Source organism: Cobetia sp. 4B, assembly GCF_018831605.1.
Lineage (GTDB): Bacteria > Pseudomonadota > Gammaproteobacteria > Pseudomonadales > Halomonadaceae > Cobetia > Cobetia amphilecti.
Window position 1 is genome coordinate 756807 of sequence record NZ_CP059843.1, and the last position, 18194, is coordinate 775000.

An 18194-nucleotide genomic window follows, 5' to 3' on the forward strand; every position below is an offset into this window, starting at 1 on the left:
TGTGCGCGCGTTGCTGCCTCGCGCGGCCGTGATGCTGCGTGCCACAGACTTTCTTTGTGGCACGAAAAAAGCCCCTGCGCTCGGTGTTGCATGAGAGCAGGGGCCTTGGCGGTCGACCAGCTTCGTCAGACGGTGGCCGTGGTACGAGTCACGAGAGTCTAGCGATCACCGGTGAGGTGGGCGTAGTCGAGCAGGATCTCGGCACTTTCCTGAAGCTGGGCCTGATCGATCGGGTCCTTGGCTTCCTTGTCGCTGCTGCCTTCTTCGATATCGGCTTCCTGCTCGGGATCACTCTCGGGGGAAGAGATGTGGTCGCTGGCGGCATCGAGTTCGGCAAAGCTTGTCAGTGGCTCGAGGTTGAGGGCACGACGGCGCTTGTTTTCCAGTGCCAGCTGCTCGGCTTCCTGGGCATCCATCTCGCGTTTGCGCTGCTCACGATTGAGGCTGATGCTGGTCTGCTGCGCGCGCAGTGCCTTTGACAGCGCGACTTCGCTCTTCAGGTAGTTGAAGTTGGGGTCCTGTTCGGCGCGGCTCTGGTGGCGGGCGCGCAATGCGGCCAGGTAGCGTGCCGGATCACCGTAGCGGCGATACTTCACCGGGCGTACCTGGTCCCAGGGCAGCGCGTAGTCGAGGCTGGATTCGCCGATCTCCTGCGGGTCGATGACGCTGGGGAAGGCGATGTCCGGTTTGACGCCCTTGTTCTGGGTCGAGTCGCCGGAGATGCGATAGAACTTGGCGCGGGTCAGCTTGATCTCGCCTTCGCTCAGCGAGGAGATGGTCTGCACCGTGCCCTTGCCGAAGGTCTGGCTGCCGAGTATCGGGCCGCGGCCGTAGTCCTGGATCGCACCGGCGAAGATTTCGGACGCCGAGGCCGAGAGGCGATTGACCAGCACGGTCAGCGGGCCGTCATAGTGGGTGCCGGCGTCGGTATCGCCGTAGAGGCTGATACGGCCGCGTGCGTCACGCACCTGCACGGTGGGGCCGCGATCGATGAACAGGCCGATCATCGAATTGGCTTCCTGCAGGGCACCACCGCCGTTGTTGCGCAGATCGAGAATGATGCCTTCCACCTGCTTGGCCTTCAGTTCGTCGATCAGGCGCGCCACGTCGCGGGTGGTGCTGCGGTAGTCGTCTTCACCGGCCTGCCAGGCATCGAAATCGACATAGAAGGCGGGCACATGAATGACGCCGATCCTGTGGACGCCGTCATCGCGCTTGACGTCGATGACCTTGGCATTGGCGGCCTGGTCCTCGAGCTTGACGGTGTCGCGGGTGATGTCCAGTTCACGCGTTTTGGTGACATCCAGCGACTGGGCCGGAATCACTTCCAGGCGCACGACGGAGCCCTTCGGGCCGCGGATCAGGTCCACGACGTCATCCAGGCGCATGCCGACCACGTTGGTCCACTCGCTGTCGCCCTGACCCTGGCCGACGGCCACGATGCGATCGGCCGGCTTGAGCTCGCCATCCTTCTCGGCAGGGCCGCCGGGCACGAGGCTCGAGACCTTGACGTATTCACCTTCGGATTGCAGCAGGGCGCCGATGCCATCCAGCGACAGCTTCATCTGGATATCGAAGGATTCGCCCTGGCGCGGCGAGAAGTATTCGCTGTGCGGATCGATGCTGCCGGTTACGGCATGCATCACCAGCGTCAGGATATCTTCATCGTTGGTCTGCTTGATGCGCTTGAGTTGGTTGGAATAACGCTCGCTGAGCGTCTTGGCGATCTCGTCATCGCTCTTGTCGGACAGTGACATCGATAGCCAGGCGTTCTTGAGGCGCTTGCGCCACAGCTCGTCGAGCTCCTGCTCGCTATCGGCCCACGGGCTATCCTTGCGGTCCAGCGCCAGGCGATCATCCTTGTCGAAATCGAAGCTCGGCTTGGCGTCCAGCGTCTTCACCAGCCAGGTGAGGCGTGCGGTGAGGCGTTGCTGATAGCGCTCGTAGAGGCCATAGATACGCTCGAGATCACCATCGACCATGGCGTCGTCGAAATCGTGACGCAGGTCGCTGAACTCGCTGATGTCCGCATCCAGCAGATAGGCTTTCTGGGGGTCGAGAGTCTTGAGGTATTGCGTAAAGGCGCGGTTGGCCCAGTGGTCATCCAGGGTCACATCTTCGTAATGCCCATAGCGCAAAGACTCGGCAACTTCGCGAGCAGCCTGTGCATCGGCGTCAGTAGGGGTGACCGCGGCACTGGCAGGGCCGGCCATGGCAAGACACAGGGCAACGAATGCCGTGCGCCGGACGTTTGCGAACAGGCTCATCAATGAAGCACTCCCGATTCATGTACACTCTGCTCCCTGAACGACCTCCCCGCAGGGGGTCGAGCGGGCATTGTAGCAGTCTCACGCACCATACACAGTTGTCTGGCGTTGATGCGTTGGGGTTGTGAAAACTCTGTCAGCGCAGGGCTTTGGCTGGCATGCCGCGCTTCTCGACGCCCCGCTGAATGGTGACTGGATGGCAGTCATGTCATCGAAGGGTCGTCACAGGTTTTCCCCATCATGTTTCTTCTTATACAGTGCCTTGCATATATCTTCGAGGACCAGACGCCATCATGACTCATGCGATTGCGGATTCCCGCGTTCCCGCACTGCTCGACTTCCTGTCTTCTTCTCCCACGCCGTGGCACGCGACGGCTTCCATGGCGCAGCGTCTTGAACAGGCGGGCTATCGTCGCCTCAGCGAGACGTCTTCCTGGCAGCTGGTGCCCGGTGAGCGCGCCTATGTCACGCGCAATGATTCCTCGTTGATCGCCTTTCAGCTCCCGAAGGGTGATACGTCACTGAGCTCACTTCGGATGATCGGTGCGCACACCGATTCGCCCTGTCTGCGCCTGAAGCCCAATCCGGCGCAGGCCAGTCAGGGCTGGTTGACGCTGGGCGTCGAGACCTATGGCGGCGTGTTGCTGAGCACCTGGTTCGATCGCGATCTGGGCCTTGCGGGCCGCGTCCAGGTGCGGCATGCGGACGGTCGTCGCGAGACGCTGCTGCTGACGGTCATGCGTCCGTTTGCCTGCGTGCCGAGCCTGGCGATCCATCTGGATCGTGACGTCAACAGCGGGCGTGCCATCAATGCCCAGACCCAGATGTCAGCCGTGGTCATGCAGCTTGGGGAAGAGGTCGGGACGCCCGCGGAGGCCTTCAATGCGCTGTTGATCGAGCTGATCGAGGAGCAGCACGGCATGCGGGTCGCGGATGTCGTCGACTTCGAGCTGGGCCTGCACGATCTGCAGCCGGCGGCGCAGTCGGGGCTGAAAGGTGAGTTGATCACCAGTGCGCGCCTCGACAATCTGCTGTCCTGCTTCGTCGGTCTCGAGGCTCTGCTGGAGGCCGATGGCAGTCAGGGGGCGCTGTTCGTCACCACCGATCATGAGGAAGTCGGCAGTGCCAGCGCCTGTGGTGCCCAGGGGCCCTTCCTGGCTGATGTGCTCAAGCGCATCAATCACTACGTCGGCTTGGACAGCGAAGAAGGCTATCAGTGCCTCGTGCAGCGCTCCTTGATGATTTCTTGCGATAATGCCCACGCCGTGCACCCCAATTTCGCGGACAAGCATGATGCGGGGCATGGGCCGAAGTTGAATGCCGGGCCGGTCATCAAGGTCAATGCCAATCAGCGTTACGCCACCAACAGCACCACGGCCGGGCTGTTCCGCGAGATGTGTCGCGAGCAGGATGTGCCGGTGCAGACCTTCGTCAGTCGTGCCGACATGGGCTGTGGCAGCACCATCGGGCCGATCACCGCCAGTGAGGTGGGGGTGCCGACTCTGGATGTAGGGCTGCCGCAGTGGGGCATGCACTCGATTCGTGAGACATCCGGCAGTGCCGATGTCGCTATGCTGATCAAGGTGCTGGTAGCCTTCTGCAATCGCGAGCAGCTGGACTGAGTGGTCGAGCCGGATTGTGCTGAGATAGCGGGCGCGTAGCGTAATATCGTAAAAAGACGAGCCTGGAAAAAGGGCGGCCTGCGGGTCGCCCTTTTTGATGCCTGTGACCTGGCTCGAGGGCTGCGGAGCGGGGCGCTAGGTGCGCGAGCGAAGCGCGGTCAAGGTCCGATCAAGGTCTCGGCGCAGAACGCGCACAACGAAAAAGGCCTGACTGCAAGCAGTCAGGCCTTTCGAATCTTGGTTGGTGGCTACACCCTGATTTGAACAGGGGACCCCATCATTATGAGTGATGTGCTCTAACCAGCTGAGCTATGTAGCCGTCCAACGGAGGCGAATATTACGGATTGTCCGTGATGTTGTCAACGCATCAGCGCGAAAAAGTGGCAGGGAATTCATCAGACTAGCGTCCCGGCCGCGCAGCGAGGGCATCAGGTAGGCTGTCGGAGAGAGAGCTGGGGAGAGCCTCTCGCGAGATGGCGCGTGCGATGAGGTCGCCACTGGCGCAGGCCAGCGTGAAGCCCAGGCTGCCATGGCCGACGTTCAGCCACAGATTGTCCGGGCTGTTCGCTTGCCGGGGACGGCCGAGGATCGGCGGCCCCTTGGGCGTACTGGGGCGCAGCCCGGCCCAGGGAGTGGCCTGCGCGAAATCGCCGGCTTCGGGGAAGGTATCGCTGGCCAGCTTGCGCAGGGCGGCAATGCGCTGCTCATCCAGTTCGGGGTGGAAGCTGTCGCGTTCCCGCTGGCCGATATCCACCATCGCCGCGACGCGCAGCTGGCGCGATGCCGACGACTCCAGGTCGGCGTAGACCACCTTGCGTGCCGAGTCGGTGACGCTGATGCGCGGCGCGGCCGTCTCCGGGGTGTCAGCTGCCAGTGGCAGGGTGAGGCTATAGCCCTTGAGCGGCTGCAGGGGCAGGTGGATGCCCAGTGGGCGCACCAGCTCGGCGGCATGATTGCCGGCCGCGATGACGACCTCTTCGACGGCATGGCATTCTCGGCGGCCATCAAGGTGTCTGAGCTCGAGCTGCGCGATGCGACCGTTGCGTGCGCTCAGCGGGGCGACGCGCGTGTTGGCGATGCGCGTGTAGCGCCTGGAGGCCTGCAGCTTGCGCTCCAGCGCCTGACAGAAGGCATGGCAATCCGCCGTCTCGTCCGAGGCGCTGAAGATGCCGCCCGACAGATGGGCTTGCTGATGGGCCAGTGAGGGCTCCAGCGCGATGCATTGGCGCGCATCGAGCACCTGCTGGTCCTGCGGGGCGACGCGCGCGGCGGCCGCCTTGTCGAGCGCCACCGGGTCACGATGGATCACCAGCTTGCCGCGCTGCTGCCAGGCGAAGTCGCCGAGCGCATCTCGAGTGCGCCACTCGCTCATGATCGCCTGGCTGTGCAGGGCCAGCGAGAGCATTTGCGCTGCGCTGGCCTGATGGGTGCGGTGATTGCAGGCGGCCACAAAGCGGGCCATCCAGCGCCATTGTGCGGGGTCCAGATTCGGGCGCAGTTTCAGCGGTGCCTCATTGCCTGCCAAAAGCCACTTGATGGCCTGGCGGGGCACGCCGCTATCGGCCAGTGGCGCCACATAGCGATAGCTCAGCTGGCCGCCATTGGCGTGGCTGGTCTCGCTGGCGACCTCGGCATGGGCGTCGATCAGGGTCACGCAGTGGCCGGCGCGTACCAGGGCGTGGGCACTGGCGAGGCCGATCACGCCGCCTCCGATGAGAGTCACGTGGCGTTGCATGCTGGGCTCCCGGGTCGTGAAGGTCGTGTTGCGTTGTGTTCGAGCTTGCCGGTCGCTGGCGTGAGTGGCGAATGAAAAGGATGTGCTGCGCCATAACCCGAGGTTATGGGGTAATCTGATGCGCAGGCGCTCAATTGCGCCCTCAAGTACGCCCTCAAGTAAGCCCTCTAGACAACCGGACAGGGAGATAGCGCATGCGGCTCAGGGACCTGGAGATCTTTCACGCCGTCCTGCAGGCCGGCAGCGTGACCGGTGCGGCGCGGTTGCTGCATATCTCCCAGCCAGCGGCGAGCAAGGCGCTGCAGCAGGTCGAGCGCCAGTGGGGCATCACGCTGTTCACGCGCAGTGCAGGGCAGCTTCATCCCACCGAGGAGGCGCGCAAGCTGGAAGCGGCCAGTCAGGGAATGCTCGGTCAGCTGGACGATGTGAGACGGCTGGTCGATGGCTTGCGTGAGGGCGAGGCGCGCACGCTCAAGGTGGTGGCGACGCCTGCCATCGCCCAGCAATTGCTGCCGCAGGCGCTGGGTCAGTGGCGCCGGCGTCAGCCGCGGGTCAGCTGTGAGCTGGCGACCCAGCATACCCGCGAGATCGTCGATGCCCTGTTGCTGCATGAGGTCGATATCGCCTTCACGCTGAGTGCGCCGACGCATCCTGCGCTGATGACGCGACCGTTGGTGCGCATGCCGCTACTGGTGCTCGCGCCCGCAGGGTATTGGGCACAGGACTGTCAGCAGACGCCGATGACGGTGGCGGAGTTAGCCGGTCAGCGCCTGATCGCGCTGGGAGCGCACGACCCGCTGGCGCGGCGACTCGATGGTCTGCTGGCGAGCGTGGCGCAGGAAGCTTCAAGCGCTTTGCCATCTTCACCGCGCATCGTGACGCGTGTGCAGACCTATCCACTGGCGGCGGCGCTGGTTCAGGCGGGGGAGGGGCTGGCGGTGGTCGATGCGCTCACGGCGCATGCCGCCACTACGGAGCGCGGCTTGAGCGCGCGTCAGATGCCCCAGGCGGGTGAGCTGGTGCTGAGCGCCGTGTGGCGACGCGAGGCGGGGCGTTCGCGGCTGGCCCAGTCGCTGGCGGACCAGCTCGCCAGGCAGGCCGCGCAGTGGCTGCAGGTGCCGCTGGCAGAGCACTCTACGGTCTGAGTCCATCGCTGGTTGAGGTCTCCACTGGTTGAGACCTCCATGGCTTGATCGGTGTCCCTGCTTGAGCAGTTTCCCGCGCCACAACGCAGAACGGCCCTGACCTCGTGAGAGATCAGGGCCGTTCTGTCAGGACGGGCTGTCAGGGCGTCAGCTGGGCCCGGGCGTCGCCGGGCACCGGTGAGCCATCAGACATTGAAGCGGTAGTGCACCACGTCGCCATCCTTGAGGATGTAGTCCTTGCCTTCCAGGCGCCATTTGCCGGCATCCTTGGCGCCTTGCTCGCCCTTGTAGGCGATGAAGTCGGCATAGGAGATGACTTCGGCACGGATGAAGCCTTTCTGGAAGTCGGTGTGGATGACACCAGCGCCTTCCGGTGCGGTAGCGCCGATCTTGACGGTCCAGGCACGCACTTCCTTCACGCCAGCGGTGAAGTAGGTCTGCAGACCCAGCAGCTCGTAACCGGCGCGGATGACGCGGTCCAGGCCCGGCTCTTCCATGCCCAGTTCGTCGAGGAACATCTCGCGCTCTTCCTCGTCCAGCTCGGCGATCTCGGCTTCGATCTTGTTGCACACCGGCACGACGCTGGCGCCTTCGTTGGCGGCAATGCCGCGCACGATATCGAGGTAGGGATTGTTCTCGAAGCCTTCCTCGCTGACGTTGGCGATGTACATGGTCGGCTTGAGGGTCAGGAAGCCGAAGCCGCGCACGATCTTCAGGTCGTCATCGCTGAGACCGAAGCTGCGCAGCGGCTGGCCTTCGGCCAGGTGCGGCTGGATGCGTTCCAGCACGGCCTTGGTGGCGATGGCTTCCTTGTCGCCGCCCTTGGCGACGCGGGCCAGACGCTGGATGCTGCGCTCGACGCTGTCGAGATCGGCCAGGGCCAGCTCGATGTTGATGGTCTCGATGTCGGCGGCCGGGTCGACGTGGTTGGCGACGTGGATGACGTTGTCATCCTCGAAGCAGCGCACCACGTGCGCGATGGCGTCGGTCTCACGGATGTTGGCCAGGAACTTGTTGCCCAGACCTTCGCCCTTGGAAGCGCCCGCGACCAGACCCGCGATGTCGACGAATTCCATGGTGGTCGGGATCACCTTCTCCGGCTTGACGATCTCGGCCAGCGCGTTCAGGCGAGGGTCAGGCATCGGCACGATACCGGTGTTCGGCTCGATGGTGCAGAAGGGGAAGTTCTCGGCGTCAATGCCAGACTTGGTCAGTGCATTGAAGAGAGTGGACTTGCCGACGTTCGGCAGGCCGACGATGCCGCAATTGAAACCCATGGCGCTAGATCCTGGTGTGACGTATCGAATGGGGCGTGGCACTGGCAGTCGTCTCGACCAGCAGGCTCTGAGTGCACAGGCACTGGGCATGCGGGGAAACGAGTGGGCAGGCACGGAATGAAGACAGGCGGGAAGTGTAAGGCCTCATGCCGCCGAGGTCATCCATTGGGCGCATGTCGCGCGGCAAATGATGCCTTTTGCTGCTGATCGCGTGGCGAGACGCGCGCACGCAAGCGAGGTGATGCGCTGAGCGAATCACCGAAATTCGGAGAGGGGTGATGCCGGGTGATGCAGAGGTTCAGCTCTTGAAGGAATGCAGGCGATTCATGGCCCGTGCCCATTCGCCACTGATGGCGTCGGGGAGGGTCATCACCACTTCGTCGATGGCGTCGTCGATGGCCTGGCGTTCAGCCTTGCCGGGACGCCCGAGCACGAAGTTGGTCACCAGCTTGGCATTGCCGGGGTGGCCGATGCCGATGCGGGCACGATGGAACGACTTGTCGTTGCCCAGTGCACTGATGATGTCGCGCAACCCGTTGTGACCGCCATGGCCGCCACCCTGCTTGTAGCGGGCGGTGCCGGGGTCGATGTCCAGCTCATCGTGGGCGACGAGCAGTTCATCCGGGGCGAGCTTGTAGAAGTTGCACAATGCGGCCACGGCCTGACCGCTGCGATTCATGAACGTCGATGGGAACAGCAAATGCAGATCCTGACCGGCGAAGTGGACCTTCGCGTATTGGCCATGGAACTTGCGTTCCGGACGCAACGTGGTGTGACCGTGGCGCGCAAGAGCGTCAAGGAGCCAGACGCCGGCATTGTGACGGGTGTCTTCGTATTCGTTCCCCGGGTTACCGAGGCCGATGATCGCTTTCACTCGTGACATGCGCTGTCTGGCTCCTTGATCAGGCTGCGTTATTCTGCAGCAGGTGCTTCTTCGCCTTCAGCAGCATCTTCTGCGTCAGCAGAGATGTTCGGACGAGTGACGTTGACCACAGCGGTGTCGTGATCGGCACCGTGGGACAGGGCAACGGACTCGGCGCCTTCCGGCAGAGCGATGTCGGACAGGTGCAGGGTGTGGCCAACTTCCAGCTTGGACACGTCCAGCTCCAGGTATTCCGGCAGGGCTTCCGGCAGGCAGCTGATTTCGACGTCAGTCGCCAGGACGTGCAGGACGCCGTCCTGGTCCTTGACACCGACACAGGCTTCCTGACCAGTGATGTGCAGCGGCACGTTCATGGTCAGTTTGTGGGTCGGATCGATGCGCAGGAAGTCGACGTGAGTCAGCAGCGGCTTGAACGGGTGACGCTGCAGGTCACGGATGACGACTTTCTCGGTCTTGCCCGCAACATTCAGGGTGATGATGGAGGAGTAGAACGCCTCATCGTCAACCGCCTTGTACAGGCTCGGCTTGTCGATCATGACCGGAGTCGGGGCCTGGTCGGCACCGTAGATGATGGCCGGCACGAAGTCGTTCGTACGACGCAGGCGGCGGCTCGCACCTTTCCCCAGGTCTTCACGAACTTCAGCATTCAGTTTGAACAGTTTCATTTTGCAGATACCTCAAGGGTCTAATGAGAATCCGGTAGCCCCCGCGACCAGAGCGCTACCGGATCCATGAGGCCGGCCCGGAGATTTCCGGGCCGGCCGCTTGTCGGCAGATGACGGATCATCTGCCGTTGTCAGTGCCTCTTCCCCGAGCAGCGGCGAGCAGGGCCCGCCGACAGGACTCAGTGGAACATGGCGCTGACGGATTCTTCATTGCTGACGCGACGGATCGCCTCGGCGATCAGGCCAGCGACTGTCAGCTGGCGGATCTTGCCGGAACGACGCGCGGCGTCGGACAGCGGGATGGTGTCGGCAACCACCACTTCGTCGAGGACGGAGTTGGTGATGTTGTCGACCGCCGGGCCAGACAGGATCGCGTGGGACGCATAGGCCACGACGCGGTTGGCGCCATGATCCTTGAGTGCCTCGCCCGCCTTGCACAGGGTGCCGGCGGTATCGATCATGTCATCGACCAGCACGCAGGTGCGGTCCTTGATATCACCGATGATGTTCATCACCTGGGCCTGGTTGGCCTGGGGACGACGCTTGTCGATGATGGCCAGCTCGCAGTTGAGCTGCTTGGCGATGGCACGGGCACGTACCACGCCGCCCACATCCGGGGAGACGACGATCAGGTTGTCATAGTTCTGACGTTCGATGTCGTCGAGCAGGATCGGTGAGCCGTAGACGTTGTCCACCGGCACATCGAAGAAGCCCTGGATCTGATCGGCATGCAGGTCCATGGTCATGACGCGATTGACGCCAGCCTTGACCATCATGTCCGCGACCACCTTCGCCGAGATCGGCACGCGAGCAGAGCGCACGCGGCGGTCCTGACGGGCGTAACCGAAGTAGGGAACGACCGCAGTGATACGCGCCGCAGACGCACGACGCAACGCGTCCACCATCAGGATCAGCTCCATCAGGTTGTCGTTGGTCGGTGCGCAGGTGGACTGCATGATGAAGACGTCCTTGCCGCGAACGTTTTCGTTGATTTCTACCGCAATCTCGCCATCGCTGAACTGACCGACGGTTGCATGGCCCAGGCGGGTATCGAGGGCTTCAGCTACCTTGCGGGCGAGAGCGGGATTGGCATTCCCCGCGAATACCATCAGTTTTGACACGCGCAGCCACCTTTGGAGTCTTGTGGGATCTCGGGAGTGGAGAATTCCGGGTTGACCGGGAACGGCCAGGATTGGCTGGGGTACCAGGATTCGAACCTGGGAATGTCGGTACCAGAAACCGGTGCCTTACCACTTGGCGATACCCCAGCAACGTTCACTTCAACCAGTTGCTGTGCTCAGGCCGAAGCCAGAGCGGCATGTAGAGGGGAGATATTGCAACCGCGTGCCGAGAAGGCGTGCCACATCGGGCGCTCGAGTTCGAGTCGACCCAGCACCTCGCTGGCCTGTCGTGCGTCGTCAAACGCACAGAACACACAGGCGCCGGTGCCCGTCAGTCTGGCGGTGCCGAACTGGTCCAGCCAGTCCAGGGCGTCGGCGACTGCCGGGTACAAAGTGCGCACCACGACTTCACAGTCGTTGCGGCCCCCCTGCAGTGCGCGCGCCATACTAATCGCGAGGCTGGAACGTGTCAATTGCGGGTGGCCGAACACGGCGGGTGTCGCGACCTCGACACCGGGGTGGATCACCACGAACCATGGGGTGTCCAGCGGGGCTGGCACCAGGCGTTCGCCGATGCCTTCGGCCCAGGCGGCGAAGCCACGCACGAACACCGGCACATCCGCGCCGAGCGACAGCCCGAGCTCGGCAAGGGCGTCTTCGCCAAGCTCGAGCCCCCAGAGTCTGTCCAGTGCCAGCAGGGTCGTGGCGGCGTCGCTGCTGCCGCCCCCCAGGCCGCCACCCATCGGCAGCACTTTCTCCAGCGTGATATCGACACCGGGCAATGCGGTGGGTGACGCGACCTTGCCCTGCGCGTGTGCGGCTTCTCGCAGCAGGCGCGCGGCGCGCACGATCAGGTTGGCCTCTTCGGGCACGCCTTCAATAGGCGGTGAGAGGCGGATGGCCTCATCGTCGCGCAGCGTGAAGCTGAGGCTGTCGCCGTGCTCGAGAAACTGGAACAGCGTCTGCAGCTCGTGATAGCCATCGGCGCGCTGGCCCGTGATATGCAGCATGCGATTGAGCTTGGCCGGTGCCGGCAGGGTGAGAGTCATGGTCGATGCGGATGCGGCTGTCGGGGTCGTCATGGAAGAAGGAGAAGGTGTCACGATCACAGCGCCTGCCACTGGTTGACGATGAGCGTGGCGGTGAGGTCGCCGTAGTAGAGCTTCATCTTGCGCGGCAGCCACAGGCCTTCGGCGCGGGTCCAATCCTGATAGTCCACTTCCCAGCCGTCCTGGTAGAGGGTGGTCGGGAAGCCAAGTTGATCTGTCTCGATGTCATGCTCGCCAGCGGCCGGTACGCCGCGCACCCAGTTGTCGAGGGCGCCCAGCGGCAATGACCAGCCCAGTTGCGCCAGCATCAGGCTCTCGGCATCCGGGGCCTCGAAGTCCCCCTCGGAGGAGGAGAGGCGCACACCATCGGCGTCACGCACCAGAGTCGTGCGCCCCGCGCCCAGCGGCCCGGTGATCAGCATGTGGTAGTCATCGCCGTCCTGCTGCCAGTCGAGGTTGGCGCTATGGCCTTCCTCGGGGGTGCGAATGCCGACCTTGCCTGCCAGCTGCCAGTGGGTCAGGGCGGCAAGTTGCGCGTCCTGTTGCTGCCAGTCGCCGTCGCTGCGCGTCAGATCACCGGCATTGTCGCTGGCCATCTGGCTGGCGCAGCCGCTGAGTACCAGTGTCATGGCCAGCAGGGCTGGCCCGAGCAGGCGGCGTGCCTGGCTCAGCAGGGGGAGTGGCAGGGGAGAAGTGATCATGACGCGAAGGCCTTCCGGATGGCGAGAAGATGAGTGACGGTGAGTGAGACTCCACTCACTGACGGGTCAGGATAATGGACTCGCCAGTGGGCAGAAAGTGCCGGGTAGCGTGGCAGTGCCCTTCAGGGCGCGTCGACGACCGGGCGCAGCTCGGGGATGTGCTGGAACAGGGCTTCGAGCTCGCTGGCTTCTTCAAAGCGCTCGCTCAGCTCTACCGCCAGGCCACGGGCTTCATCCTCGCGGCCCAGCGCCCACAGCACCTCGATGAGATGGGCGCCGATCTCGGCATCCTGCTGCTGGGCCCAGGCGGCTTCCAGCGGTGCCAGCGCATTGTCGAGGTCGTCGGTCAGATAGCGGCCCCAGCCGAGGCTATCCAGAATGGCCGCGTCGTCGGGCGACAGCGCATGGGCGCGCTCGATCAAGGCCAGTGCTTCCTCGAGGCGGTCCGTCTCCACCAGCAGGGTGTAGCCGAGCGCGTTGTAGGCTCTGGCGTTGTCGGGTTCCAGCGCGATGACTTCTCGCAGGTCTTCTTCCATGCCGCCCAGCTGATCATCTTCCAGGCGGCGGATGCCGCGCAGGAACAACAGGCTGCCCAGCTCGCTTTCCAGCGTGTTGCGCGTGTCGGTCTCCTGGGTGGCGATGGCTTGCGCAAGCGCCTTGCGGCGCGTGGTGATGCTGCTGCTCAGCAGGGCCTCGGCCTCGGCATGCGCCTCCTGGGAGTCGAGCAGGTCGATCTCGAAGCTGAGCAGCGTCATGGCATGACGCGGATGGCGCAGGCGTTCCACGGCCAGGAACTGACGGGCCTCGTCCGTGCGCTCATGTTCGACCAGCAACTGGGCGGCGCGGGCGCGGCTGGAAATGTAGCGCTCGCCGTCCGGCACCTGACGGTAGTAAAGGATGGCGTTGTCGACGTCGCCGCTGGACTCGGCGGCCAGCCCCAGCAGGGCGTAGGCGGCATCCGGCACCGGGTCTTCGTCGAGCAGCGGCAGCAGCAGGCGATGGGCGTCCTCGGGGGAATCGGCATCAAGATAGAGGCTGGCCAGCGCCAGGCGCAGGCGTGGCGCGTTGGGGTGGCGGGTGACGAGGCTGTCGATGCGTTCGCGTGCCGCGTCCAGATCGCCGCTGGCCAGTTCGGTCTGCGCGGCGCTCAGGATCAGGCGGCTGTCATCGGGAGCGATCTCAAGGCCTCGGGCCACCGCGCGCCGCGCCGCCTCGAGACGCCCCGCACTGCGTTCGATCTCGCTGCGCGCCAGCCAGAGCTCCGCCAATGTGGCGTGAGCGCTTTCCAGGCGCACCAGGCGTGCACGCGCCGCTGTCTCATCGCCCAGCGCTGCCTCGAACAGTGCCGCGGCAATCTCGGGCATCGGCTGCTCGGGATACTGGGCGATATGCGTCTCCAGCATCGCCAGCAGGGGTTCGAGCTCGGCACCGGCATCGATCGCCTGCTCGGCCAGGGTCGCCAGATTGCCATTGCCGCCACTGGCGGTGAGCATCAGGCGCTGCTCGAGCGCGGCCTGCCAGTCGCCTCGCTCGACCGCCAGGCGGGCGCGGATGATGCCGGGCTCGCTGGCGGACTCATCGAGTTGCTGCCAGCGTTCGGCGGCGCGTTCCAGCAGGGCCGGGTTGTCGGCGAAACGGGCCGCGAGCACGGCGCGTCGCGCCAGTTCCGGGTCATCGAAGTGACGGCTGGCGGCCAGATAGCCATTGGCGGCGCGGGGATAGTCACCGCGCTGTCCGGCGAGTTCGGCGCTCAGCAGCTGATTGAGGCTGTCGGCATCCAGGCCCTGCTGGATGGGCGGCGCCGTGGCCAGCGGGTCGGGCTGCGCCATCAGGGGCGCGGAGTCGCTCATCGACTGACAGCCGGTCAAGCCCAGCAGCAATCCGCCCACGACGCAGGACTTCCACCCGGCGCGCGGGCGACGGGGGGCATCAAGGCAGGCGTGCGCGTGCGGGGGGCTATGTTCAGCGGCAGTCGAAGCGTGCATGCAACCTCGCGTTTGTCAGTGGGGGCAGGATGAGAGAACGGGGCGGTCGAGCCGCAGGCCGGGTCATGCGCGCAGCGTGGCGCTGACGAAGGCGTCGTGTCTTGCAGCATAACGGCTGGTGGCGAGCGGGGATAGCGTTGCCGATGCAAGCAAGTGGCATGACCCACCGGATGCCTCGTATGCCGACAGATACGCCGCGCGGGCTGATAGCGATAGCCTGCCAGCATCATGGAAAATCCTCATCGGCTGCGACATGCTGCGGGGTCGCGTGGTCCAGACGCTGTGGTAGAATGAGCGCGCTAATATTACGATCTCAGCCGCTTCGGCAGTCCTGTGTGCCTTTATGTCAGCCGCCTTTGTCCCCATTGAGTCGACAGGTGTAAAGGCACCGAGCCTGCGCGGATTACCTGCTGTCCTGGCCTTGGCCTCGCGGCAGGCCAGCACCGAGAGCCGCCTGACATTGACGCCGATTCCTGCCGGCCAGACCCTGACGACTGACTCCATGACCCTTCTTGCCCTTGGCATCAATCACCGCACCGCCGCCGTTGACGTGCGCGAGCGCGTTGCTTTCACGCCTGCGCAGCTCGATGCCGCGCTGGGCGAATTGAAGCGCCTGCCGGCGGTCTCCGAAGCGGCGGTGCTGTCGACCTGCAACCGTACCGAGCTCTACTGCGTGACCAGTGATGGCGCCAAGTCGGTGCTCGAGTGGCTGGGGCGTTTTCACCGCCTGCCGGTGGAGGAGCTGTCGCGTTGCAGCTATCAGCACCTGGGAGAAGAGGCGGTACGCCATCTGATCCGTGTCGCGGTGGGGCTGGACTCGATGGTACTGGGCGAGCCGCAGATTCTGGGCCAGCTCAAGGACGCCTATCAATTTGCGCGCAACTCGGTGGGGCTGGGCGGTGAGCTCGAGCAGCTCTTCCAGCATATCTTCCAGGTCGCCAAGCAGGTACGTACCGAGACCGGTATCGGCGAGAACCCCGTCTCGGTGGCCTACGCCGCCGTCAGCATGGCCAGCCACATCTTCGATGATTTCTCGCGGGCCAATGCCTTGTTGATCGGTGCCGGCGAGACCATCGAACTCGTCGCGCGTCATCTCAAGGAAGCGGGCATCGCCAACCTGTGCATCGCCAACCGCACCGTGTCGCGCGCCGAGCGTCTGGCCGATGAGCTGGGCGGGAGCGCCATCGGCCTGGAAGGCATTCCGCATGCCCTCGAGAATGCCGATATCGTGATAGCCTCCACCGCTTCCCAGCTGCCGATTCTCGGCAAGGGCATGGTGGAACGCGCGCTCAAGAAGCGCCGCTACAAGCCGGTGTTCATGGTCGACATCGCCGTGCCGCGCGATATCGAGCCGCAGGTCGGTGACCTCGACGACGTCTTCCTCTATACGGTCGATGACCTGCAGGAAGTGATCGATGAGAATCGTCGCCATCGCGAGCTGGCCGCTGCCCAGGCAGAAGAGCTGATTCGCCAGGGCGTCAACGCCTGGTTGCACCTCAAGCGAGTGCGCAGTGGCGGCGAAGTCATCAAGCGCTACCGCAGCCATGGCGAGCAACTGCGCGCCGAATGCGAGGCGCAGGCGCTGGCGGAGCTCGATCAGGGACGCGACCCCCAGGAAGTGGTCGCGCAGCTGGCACGCCAGCTGGCCAATCGCTTCATGCATCACCCGACGCTGGCACTGCGCCAGGCCTCGGGAGACGATCGCCAGGATATTCTTCAGACGGCCCAGACGCTTCTGCTCGCGCCGGCTGATTCATCACAGGACCCTTCATGAAAGACAGCCTCATCACCAAGCTCGACACCTTCCATGACCGCTTCGAGGAGATCTCCGCACTGTTGTCGGAGCCCGAAGTGATCGGGAACCAGGCCAGGTTCCGCGACCTGTCGCGGGAGTATGCCGAGCTTGAGCCATTGATCGAGGCATGGCGCCGCCATCGTGGCCTGAACGAAGACCGTGACGCCGCGCTGGCGATGGCGGAGGACAGTGATCCAGAGATGCGCGACATGGCGCGAGAGGAAGTCCGCGAGACCGAGGCGGCGCTCGAGACGCTGGAAGCCGAGATCACCCAGTTGCTGATTCCGCGCGACCCGGATGATGGTGCCAACGTCTTCCTCGAAGTGCGCGCCGGCACGGGCGGTGATGAGGCGGCGCTGTTCGCCGGCGACCTGTTCAAGATGTACTCGCGCTACGCCGAGCTCAAGGGCTGGAAGGTCGAGACCGTCAGCGCCAGCCACGGCGAGCACGGCGGCTTCAAGGAAGTCATCGCCCGCGTGAAGGGCGAGGGCGTCTACTCGCGCCTCAAGTTCGAGTCCGGCGCGCACCGCGTGCAGCGCGTGCCCGCCACCGAATCCCAGGGGCGAATCCATACCTCGGCCTGCACCGTGGCGGTGATGCCCGAGGCCGATGAAGTCGGTGACGTCGACATCAATCCGGCCGACCTGCGCGTGGACACCTATCGCAGCTCCGGCGCCGGTGGTCAGCACGTCAACACTACCGATTCCGCGATTCGCATCACCCACCTGCCCACCGGCGTGGTGGTGGAGTGTCAGGACGAGCGCAGCCAGCACAAGAACCGTGCGCGCGCCATGTCACTGCTGGCGGCGCGCCTCAAGCAGGCCGCGGTGGATACCCAGGCACAGGCCACCTCCGATGCCCGTCGCAAGCTGGTCGGCTCGGGTGATCGCTCCGAGCGTATCCGTACCTACAACTTCCCGCAGGGGCGTCTGACCGATCACCGCATCAACCTGACGCTCTACAAGCTCAATGAAGTGATCGCCGGCCAGCTGGACGAAGTGATCGAGCCGCTGGTGGTGGAATACCAGGCCGATCAGCTGACCGCACTGCAGGAGCAATAAGGTGAGAATCGATGTCACCCTGGCAGCCGCGACTGCCCGTCTGAGCGAGGCGGGCAGCGATTCTCCGCGTCTGGATGCCGAGCTGCTGCTGGGCGAGGTAATGGGACGAGAGCGCACCTGGTTCTACACCTGGGGCGATCGTGATCTCGGGAGTGAGGCCGGCGCCGAGGGTGTGGCACGTTTCGAGGCGCTGCTGGCGCGTCGCGCCGAGGGCCATCCCGTGGCGCATCTGCTCGGGCGGCGTGAATTCTATGGCCTGACGCTGGCCTGTTCACCGGCCACACTGATTCCGCGCCCGGACACCGAGGTCATGGTGGAGTGCGCGCTGGAACTGGCCGAGGCCACCAGCGGCAAGCTGCTGGATCTCGGCACCGGCACCGGTGCCATCGCGCTGGCCTTTGCGCGTCATCGCCCGCAGTGGCAGGTGCTGGGGGTCGATCTCATCGAGGAAGCCGTGCAGCTTGCGCGTGGCAATGCCGAGCGTCTGGCGATCGCCAATGCCGAATTCCGCCAAAGTGACTGGTTCAGTGCCGTTACCGAGAGCGGCTTTGCGCTGATTACCGCCAACCCCCCTTATCTGGCCGATGATGATCCGCATCTCGCGCTGGGCGATGTGCGCTTCGAGCCGCGCTCGGCGCTGGTCGCGGCCGAGGCAGGGCTGGCGGACTTCCTGCATCTGATCGCCACTGCGCCGCAGCACCTGGCCGCAGGCGGCCACCTGATGCTGGAACATGGCCTTACCCAGGGCAATGAAGTGCGCGAGGCACTGCGTGCCGGCGGCTTCGTCGACGTCGAGACCCTGGAAGACCTGGGCGGGCGCGAACGCATCACGCTGGGCAAGCTGGCCTGATGCTCGTCGGGCGCCGGATAGCGGTGCCCGTGTGTGGT

The 18194-nt window shown here is 64.5% G+C and carries 14 protein-coding genes and 2 tRNA genes; 5 read left to right on the forward strand and 11 right to left on the reverse strand.

Annotated elements, in window-relative coordinates; translation table 11 throughout:
• Positions 1-158: 158 nt before the first annotated feature.
• Complete coding sequence (locus H2O77_RS03190; RefSeq protein ID WP_215823891.1) at positions 159-2267, reverse strand: carboxy terminal-processing peptidase; 2109 nt, start codon at positions 2265-2267, stop codon at positions 159-161.
• A gap of 293 nt (positions 2268-2560) precedes the next feature.
• Between H2O77_RS03190 and H2O77_RS03195 the strand changes: the two genes are divergently transcribed.
• Positions 2561-3889, forward strand: a complete 1329-nt coding sequence (locus tag H2O77_RS03195) for a M18 family aminopeptidase (RefSeq protein WP_215823892.1) — start codon at positions 2561-2563, stop codon at positions 3887-3889.
• 242 nt (positions 3890-4131) lie between these two features.
• Here the strand turns inward: H2O77_RS03195 and H2O77_RS03200 are convergent.
• Together H2O77_RS03200 and H2O77_RS03205 are read right to left on the reverse strand one after the other, a co-directional pair.
• A tRNA-Met gene (locus H2O77_RS03200) sits at positions 4132-4208 on the reverse strand.
• Between the two features lie 81 nt (positions 4209-4289).
• Complete coding sequence (locus H2O77_RS03205) at positions 4290-5624, reverse strand: FAD-dependent oxidoreductase (RefSeq protein WP_215823893.1); 1335 nt, start codon at positions 5622-5624, stop codon at positions 4290-4292.
• Between the two features lie 194 nt (positions 5625-5818).
• Here H2O77_RS03205 and H2O77_RS03210 point away from each other — a divergent pair, with 194 nt between their 5' ends.
• A complete protein-coding gene (locus H2O77_RS03210) occupies positions 5819-6769 on the forward strand; it encodes a LysR substrate-binding domain-containing protein (RefSeq protein ID WP_215823894.1) in 951 nt (316 codons plus the stop codon).
• Positions 6770-6954: 185 nt separating this feature from the next.
• On the opposite strand, the gene ychF is transcribed toward H2O77_RS03210, so the two are convergent.
• The 8 genes from ychF to H2O77_RS03250 form a co-directional block, all read right to left on the reverse strand.
• On the reverse strand, positions 6955-8046 hold the full coding sequence (gene ychF, locus H2O77_RS03215) for a redox-regulated ATPase YchF (protein WP_215823895.1): 1092 nt from the start codon (positions 8044-8046) through the stop codon (positions 6955-6957).
• Between the two features lie 298 nt (positions 8047-8344).
• A complete protein-coding gene (gene pth / locus H2O77_RS03220; RefSeq protein ID WP_043335900.1) occupies positions 8345-8929 on the reverse strand; it encodes an aminoacyl-tRNA hydrolase in 585 nt (194 codons plus the stop codon).
• Positions 8930-8958: 29 nt separating this feature from the next.
• Entirely contained in the window at positions 8959-9594 is a 636-nt protein-coding gene (locus tag H2O77_RS03225) for a 50S ribosomal protein L25/general stress protein Ctc (protein WP_043335898.1), read from the reverse strand.
• A gap of 179 nt (positions 9595-9773) precedes the next feature.
• Positions 9774-10715, reverse strand: coding sequence for a ribose-phosphate pyrophosphokinase (locus H2O77_RS03230; RefSeq protein ID WP_172978614.1), 942 nt, complete (start codon positions 10713-10715; stop codon positions 9774-9776).
• A 72-nt stretch (positions 10716-10787) separates the two neighbouring features.
• Positions 10788-10862, reverse strand: a tRNA-Gln gene (locus tag H2O77_RS03235).
• 29 nt (positions 10863-10891) lie between these two features.
• Positions 10892-11764, reverse strand: a complete 873-nt coding sequence (gene ispE, locus H2O77_RS03240; RefSeq protein ID WP_131431347.1) for a 4-(cytidine 5'-diphospho)-2-C-methyl-D-erythritol kinase — start codon at positions 11762-11764, stop codon at positions 10892-10894.
• A gap of 56 nt (positions 11765-11820) precedes the next feature.
• Complete coding sequence (gene lolB / locus H2O77_RS03245; RefSeq protein ID WP_215823896.1) at positions 11821-12465, reverse strand: lipoprotein insertase outer membrane protein LolB; 645 nt, start codon at positions 12463-12465, stop codon at positions 11821-11823.
• A gap of 122 nt (positions 12466-12587) precedes the next feature.
• A complete protein-coding gene (locus H2O77_RS03250) occupies positions 12588-14354 on the reverse strand; it encodes a tetratricopeptide repeat protein (RefSeq protein ID WP_215823897.1) in 1767 nt (588 codons plus the stop codon).
• Between the two features lie 598 nt (positions 14355-14952).
• Here H2O77_RS03250 and hemA point away from each other — a divergent pair.
• From hemA to prmC, 3 genes are read left to right on the forward strand one after another with little or no spacing between them, the layout of a single operon-like run.
• Entirely contained in the window at positions 14953-16224 is a 1272-nt protein-coding gene (hemA, locus tag H2O77_RS03255) for a glutamyl-tRNA reductase (protein ID WP_192838326.1), read from the forward strand.
• On the forward strand, positions 16221-17306 hold the full coding sequence (prfA, locus tag H2O77_RS03260) for a peptide chain release factor 1 (RefSeq protein WP_215823898.1): 1086 nt from the start codon (positions 16221-16223) through the stop codon (positions 17304-17306). Before hemA ends, prfA begins: the two co-directional genes overlap by 4 nt.
• Before the next feature lies 1 nt (position 17307).
• A complete protein-coding gene (prmC, locus tag H2O77_RS03265) occupies positions 17308-18156 on the forward strand; it encodes a peptide chain release factor N(5)-glutamine methyltransferase (RefSeq protein ID WP_215823899.1) in 849 nt (282 codons plus the stop codon).
• Positions 18157-18194 lie beyond the last annotated feature (38 nt).

What these genes read in the sequence shown, in the direction of transcription:
- H2O77_RS03190 (WP_215823891.1), bottom strand. Translation starts at nt 2,267, where the DNA reads ATGAGCCTGTTCGCAAACGTCCGGCGCACGGCATTCGTTGCCCTGTGT.
- H2O77_RS03195 (WP_215823892.1), top strand. Translation starts at nt 2,561, where the DNA reads ATGACTCATGCGATTGCGGATTCCCGCGTTCCCGCACTGCTCGACTTC.
- H2O77_RS03205 (WP_215823893.1), bottom strand. Translation starts at nt 5,624, where the DNA reads ATGCAACGCCACGTGACTCTCATCGGAGGCGGCGTGATCGGCCTCGCC.
- H2O77_RS03210 (WP_215823894.1), top strand. Translation starts at nt 5,819, where the DNA reads ATGCGGCTCAGGGACCTGGAGATCTTTCACGCCGTCCTGCAGGCCGGC.
- ychF (WP_215823895.1), bottom strand. Translation starts at nt 8,046, where the DNA reads ATGGGTTTCAATTGCGGCATCGTCGGCCTGCCGAACGTCGGCAAGTCC.
- pth (WP_043335900.1), bottom strand. Translation starts at nt 8,929, where the DNA reads ATGTCACGAGTGAAAGCGATCATCGGCCTCGGTAACCCGGGGAACGAA.
- H2O77_RS03225 (WP_043335898.1), bottom strand. Translation starts at nt 9,594, where the DNA reads ATGAAACTGTTCAAACTGAATGCTGAAGTTCGTGAAGACCTGGGGAAA.
- ispE (WP_131431347.1), bottom strand. Translation starts at nt 11,764, where the DNA reads ATGACTCTCACCCTGCCGGCACCGGCCAAGCTCAATCGCATGCTGCAT.
- lolB (WP_215823896.1), bottom strand. Translation starts at nt 12,465, where the DNA reads ATGATCACTTCTCCCCTGCCACTCCCCCTGCTGAGCCAGGCACGCCGC.
- hemA (WP_192838326.1), top strand. Translation starts at nt 14,953, where the DNA reads ATGACCCTTCTTGCCCTTGGCATCAATCACCGCACCGCCGCCGTTGAC.
- prfA (WP_215823898.1), top strand. Translation starts at nt 16,221, where the DNA reads ATGAAAGACAGCCTCATCACCAAGCTCGACACCTTCCATGACCGCTTC.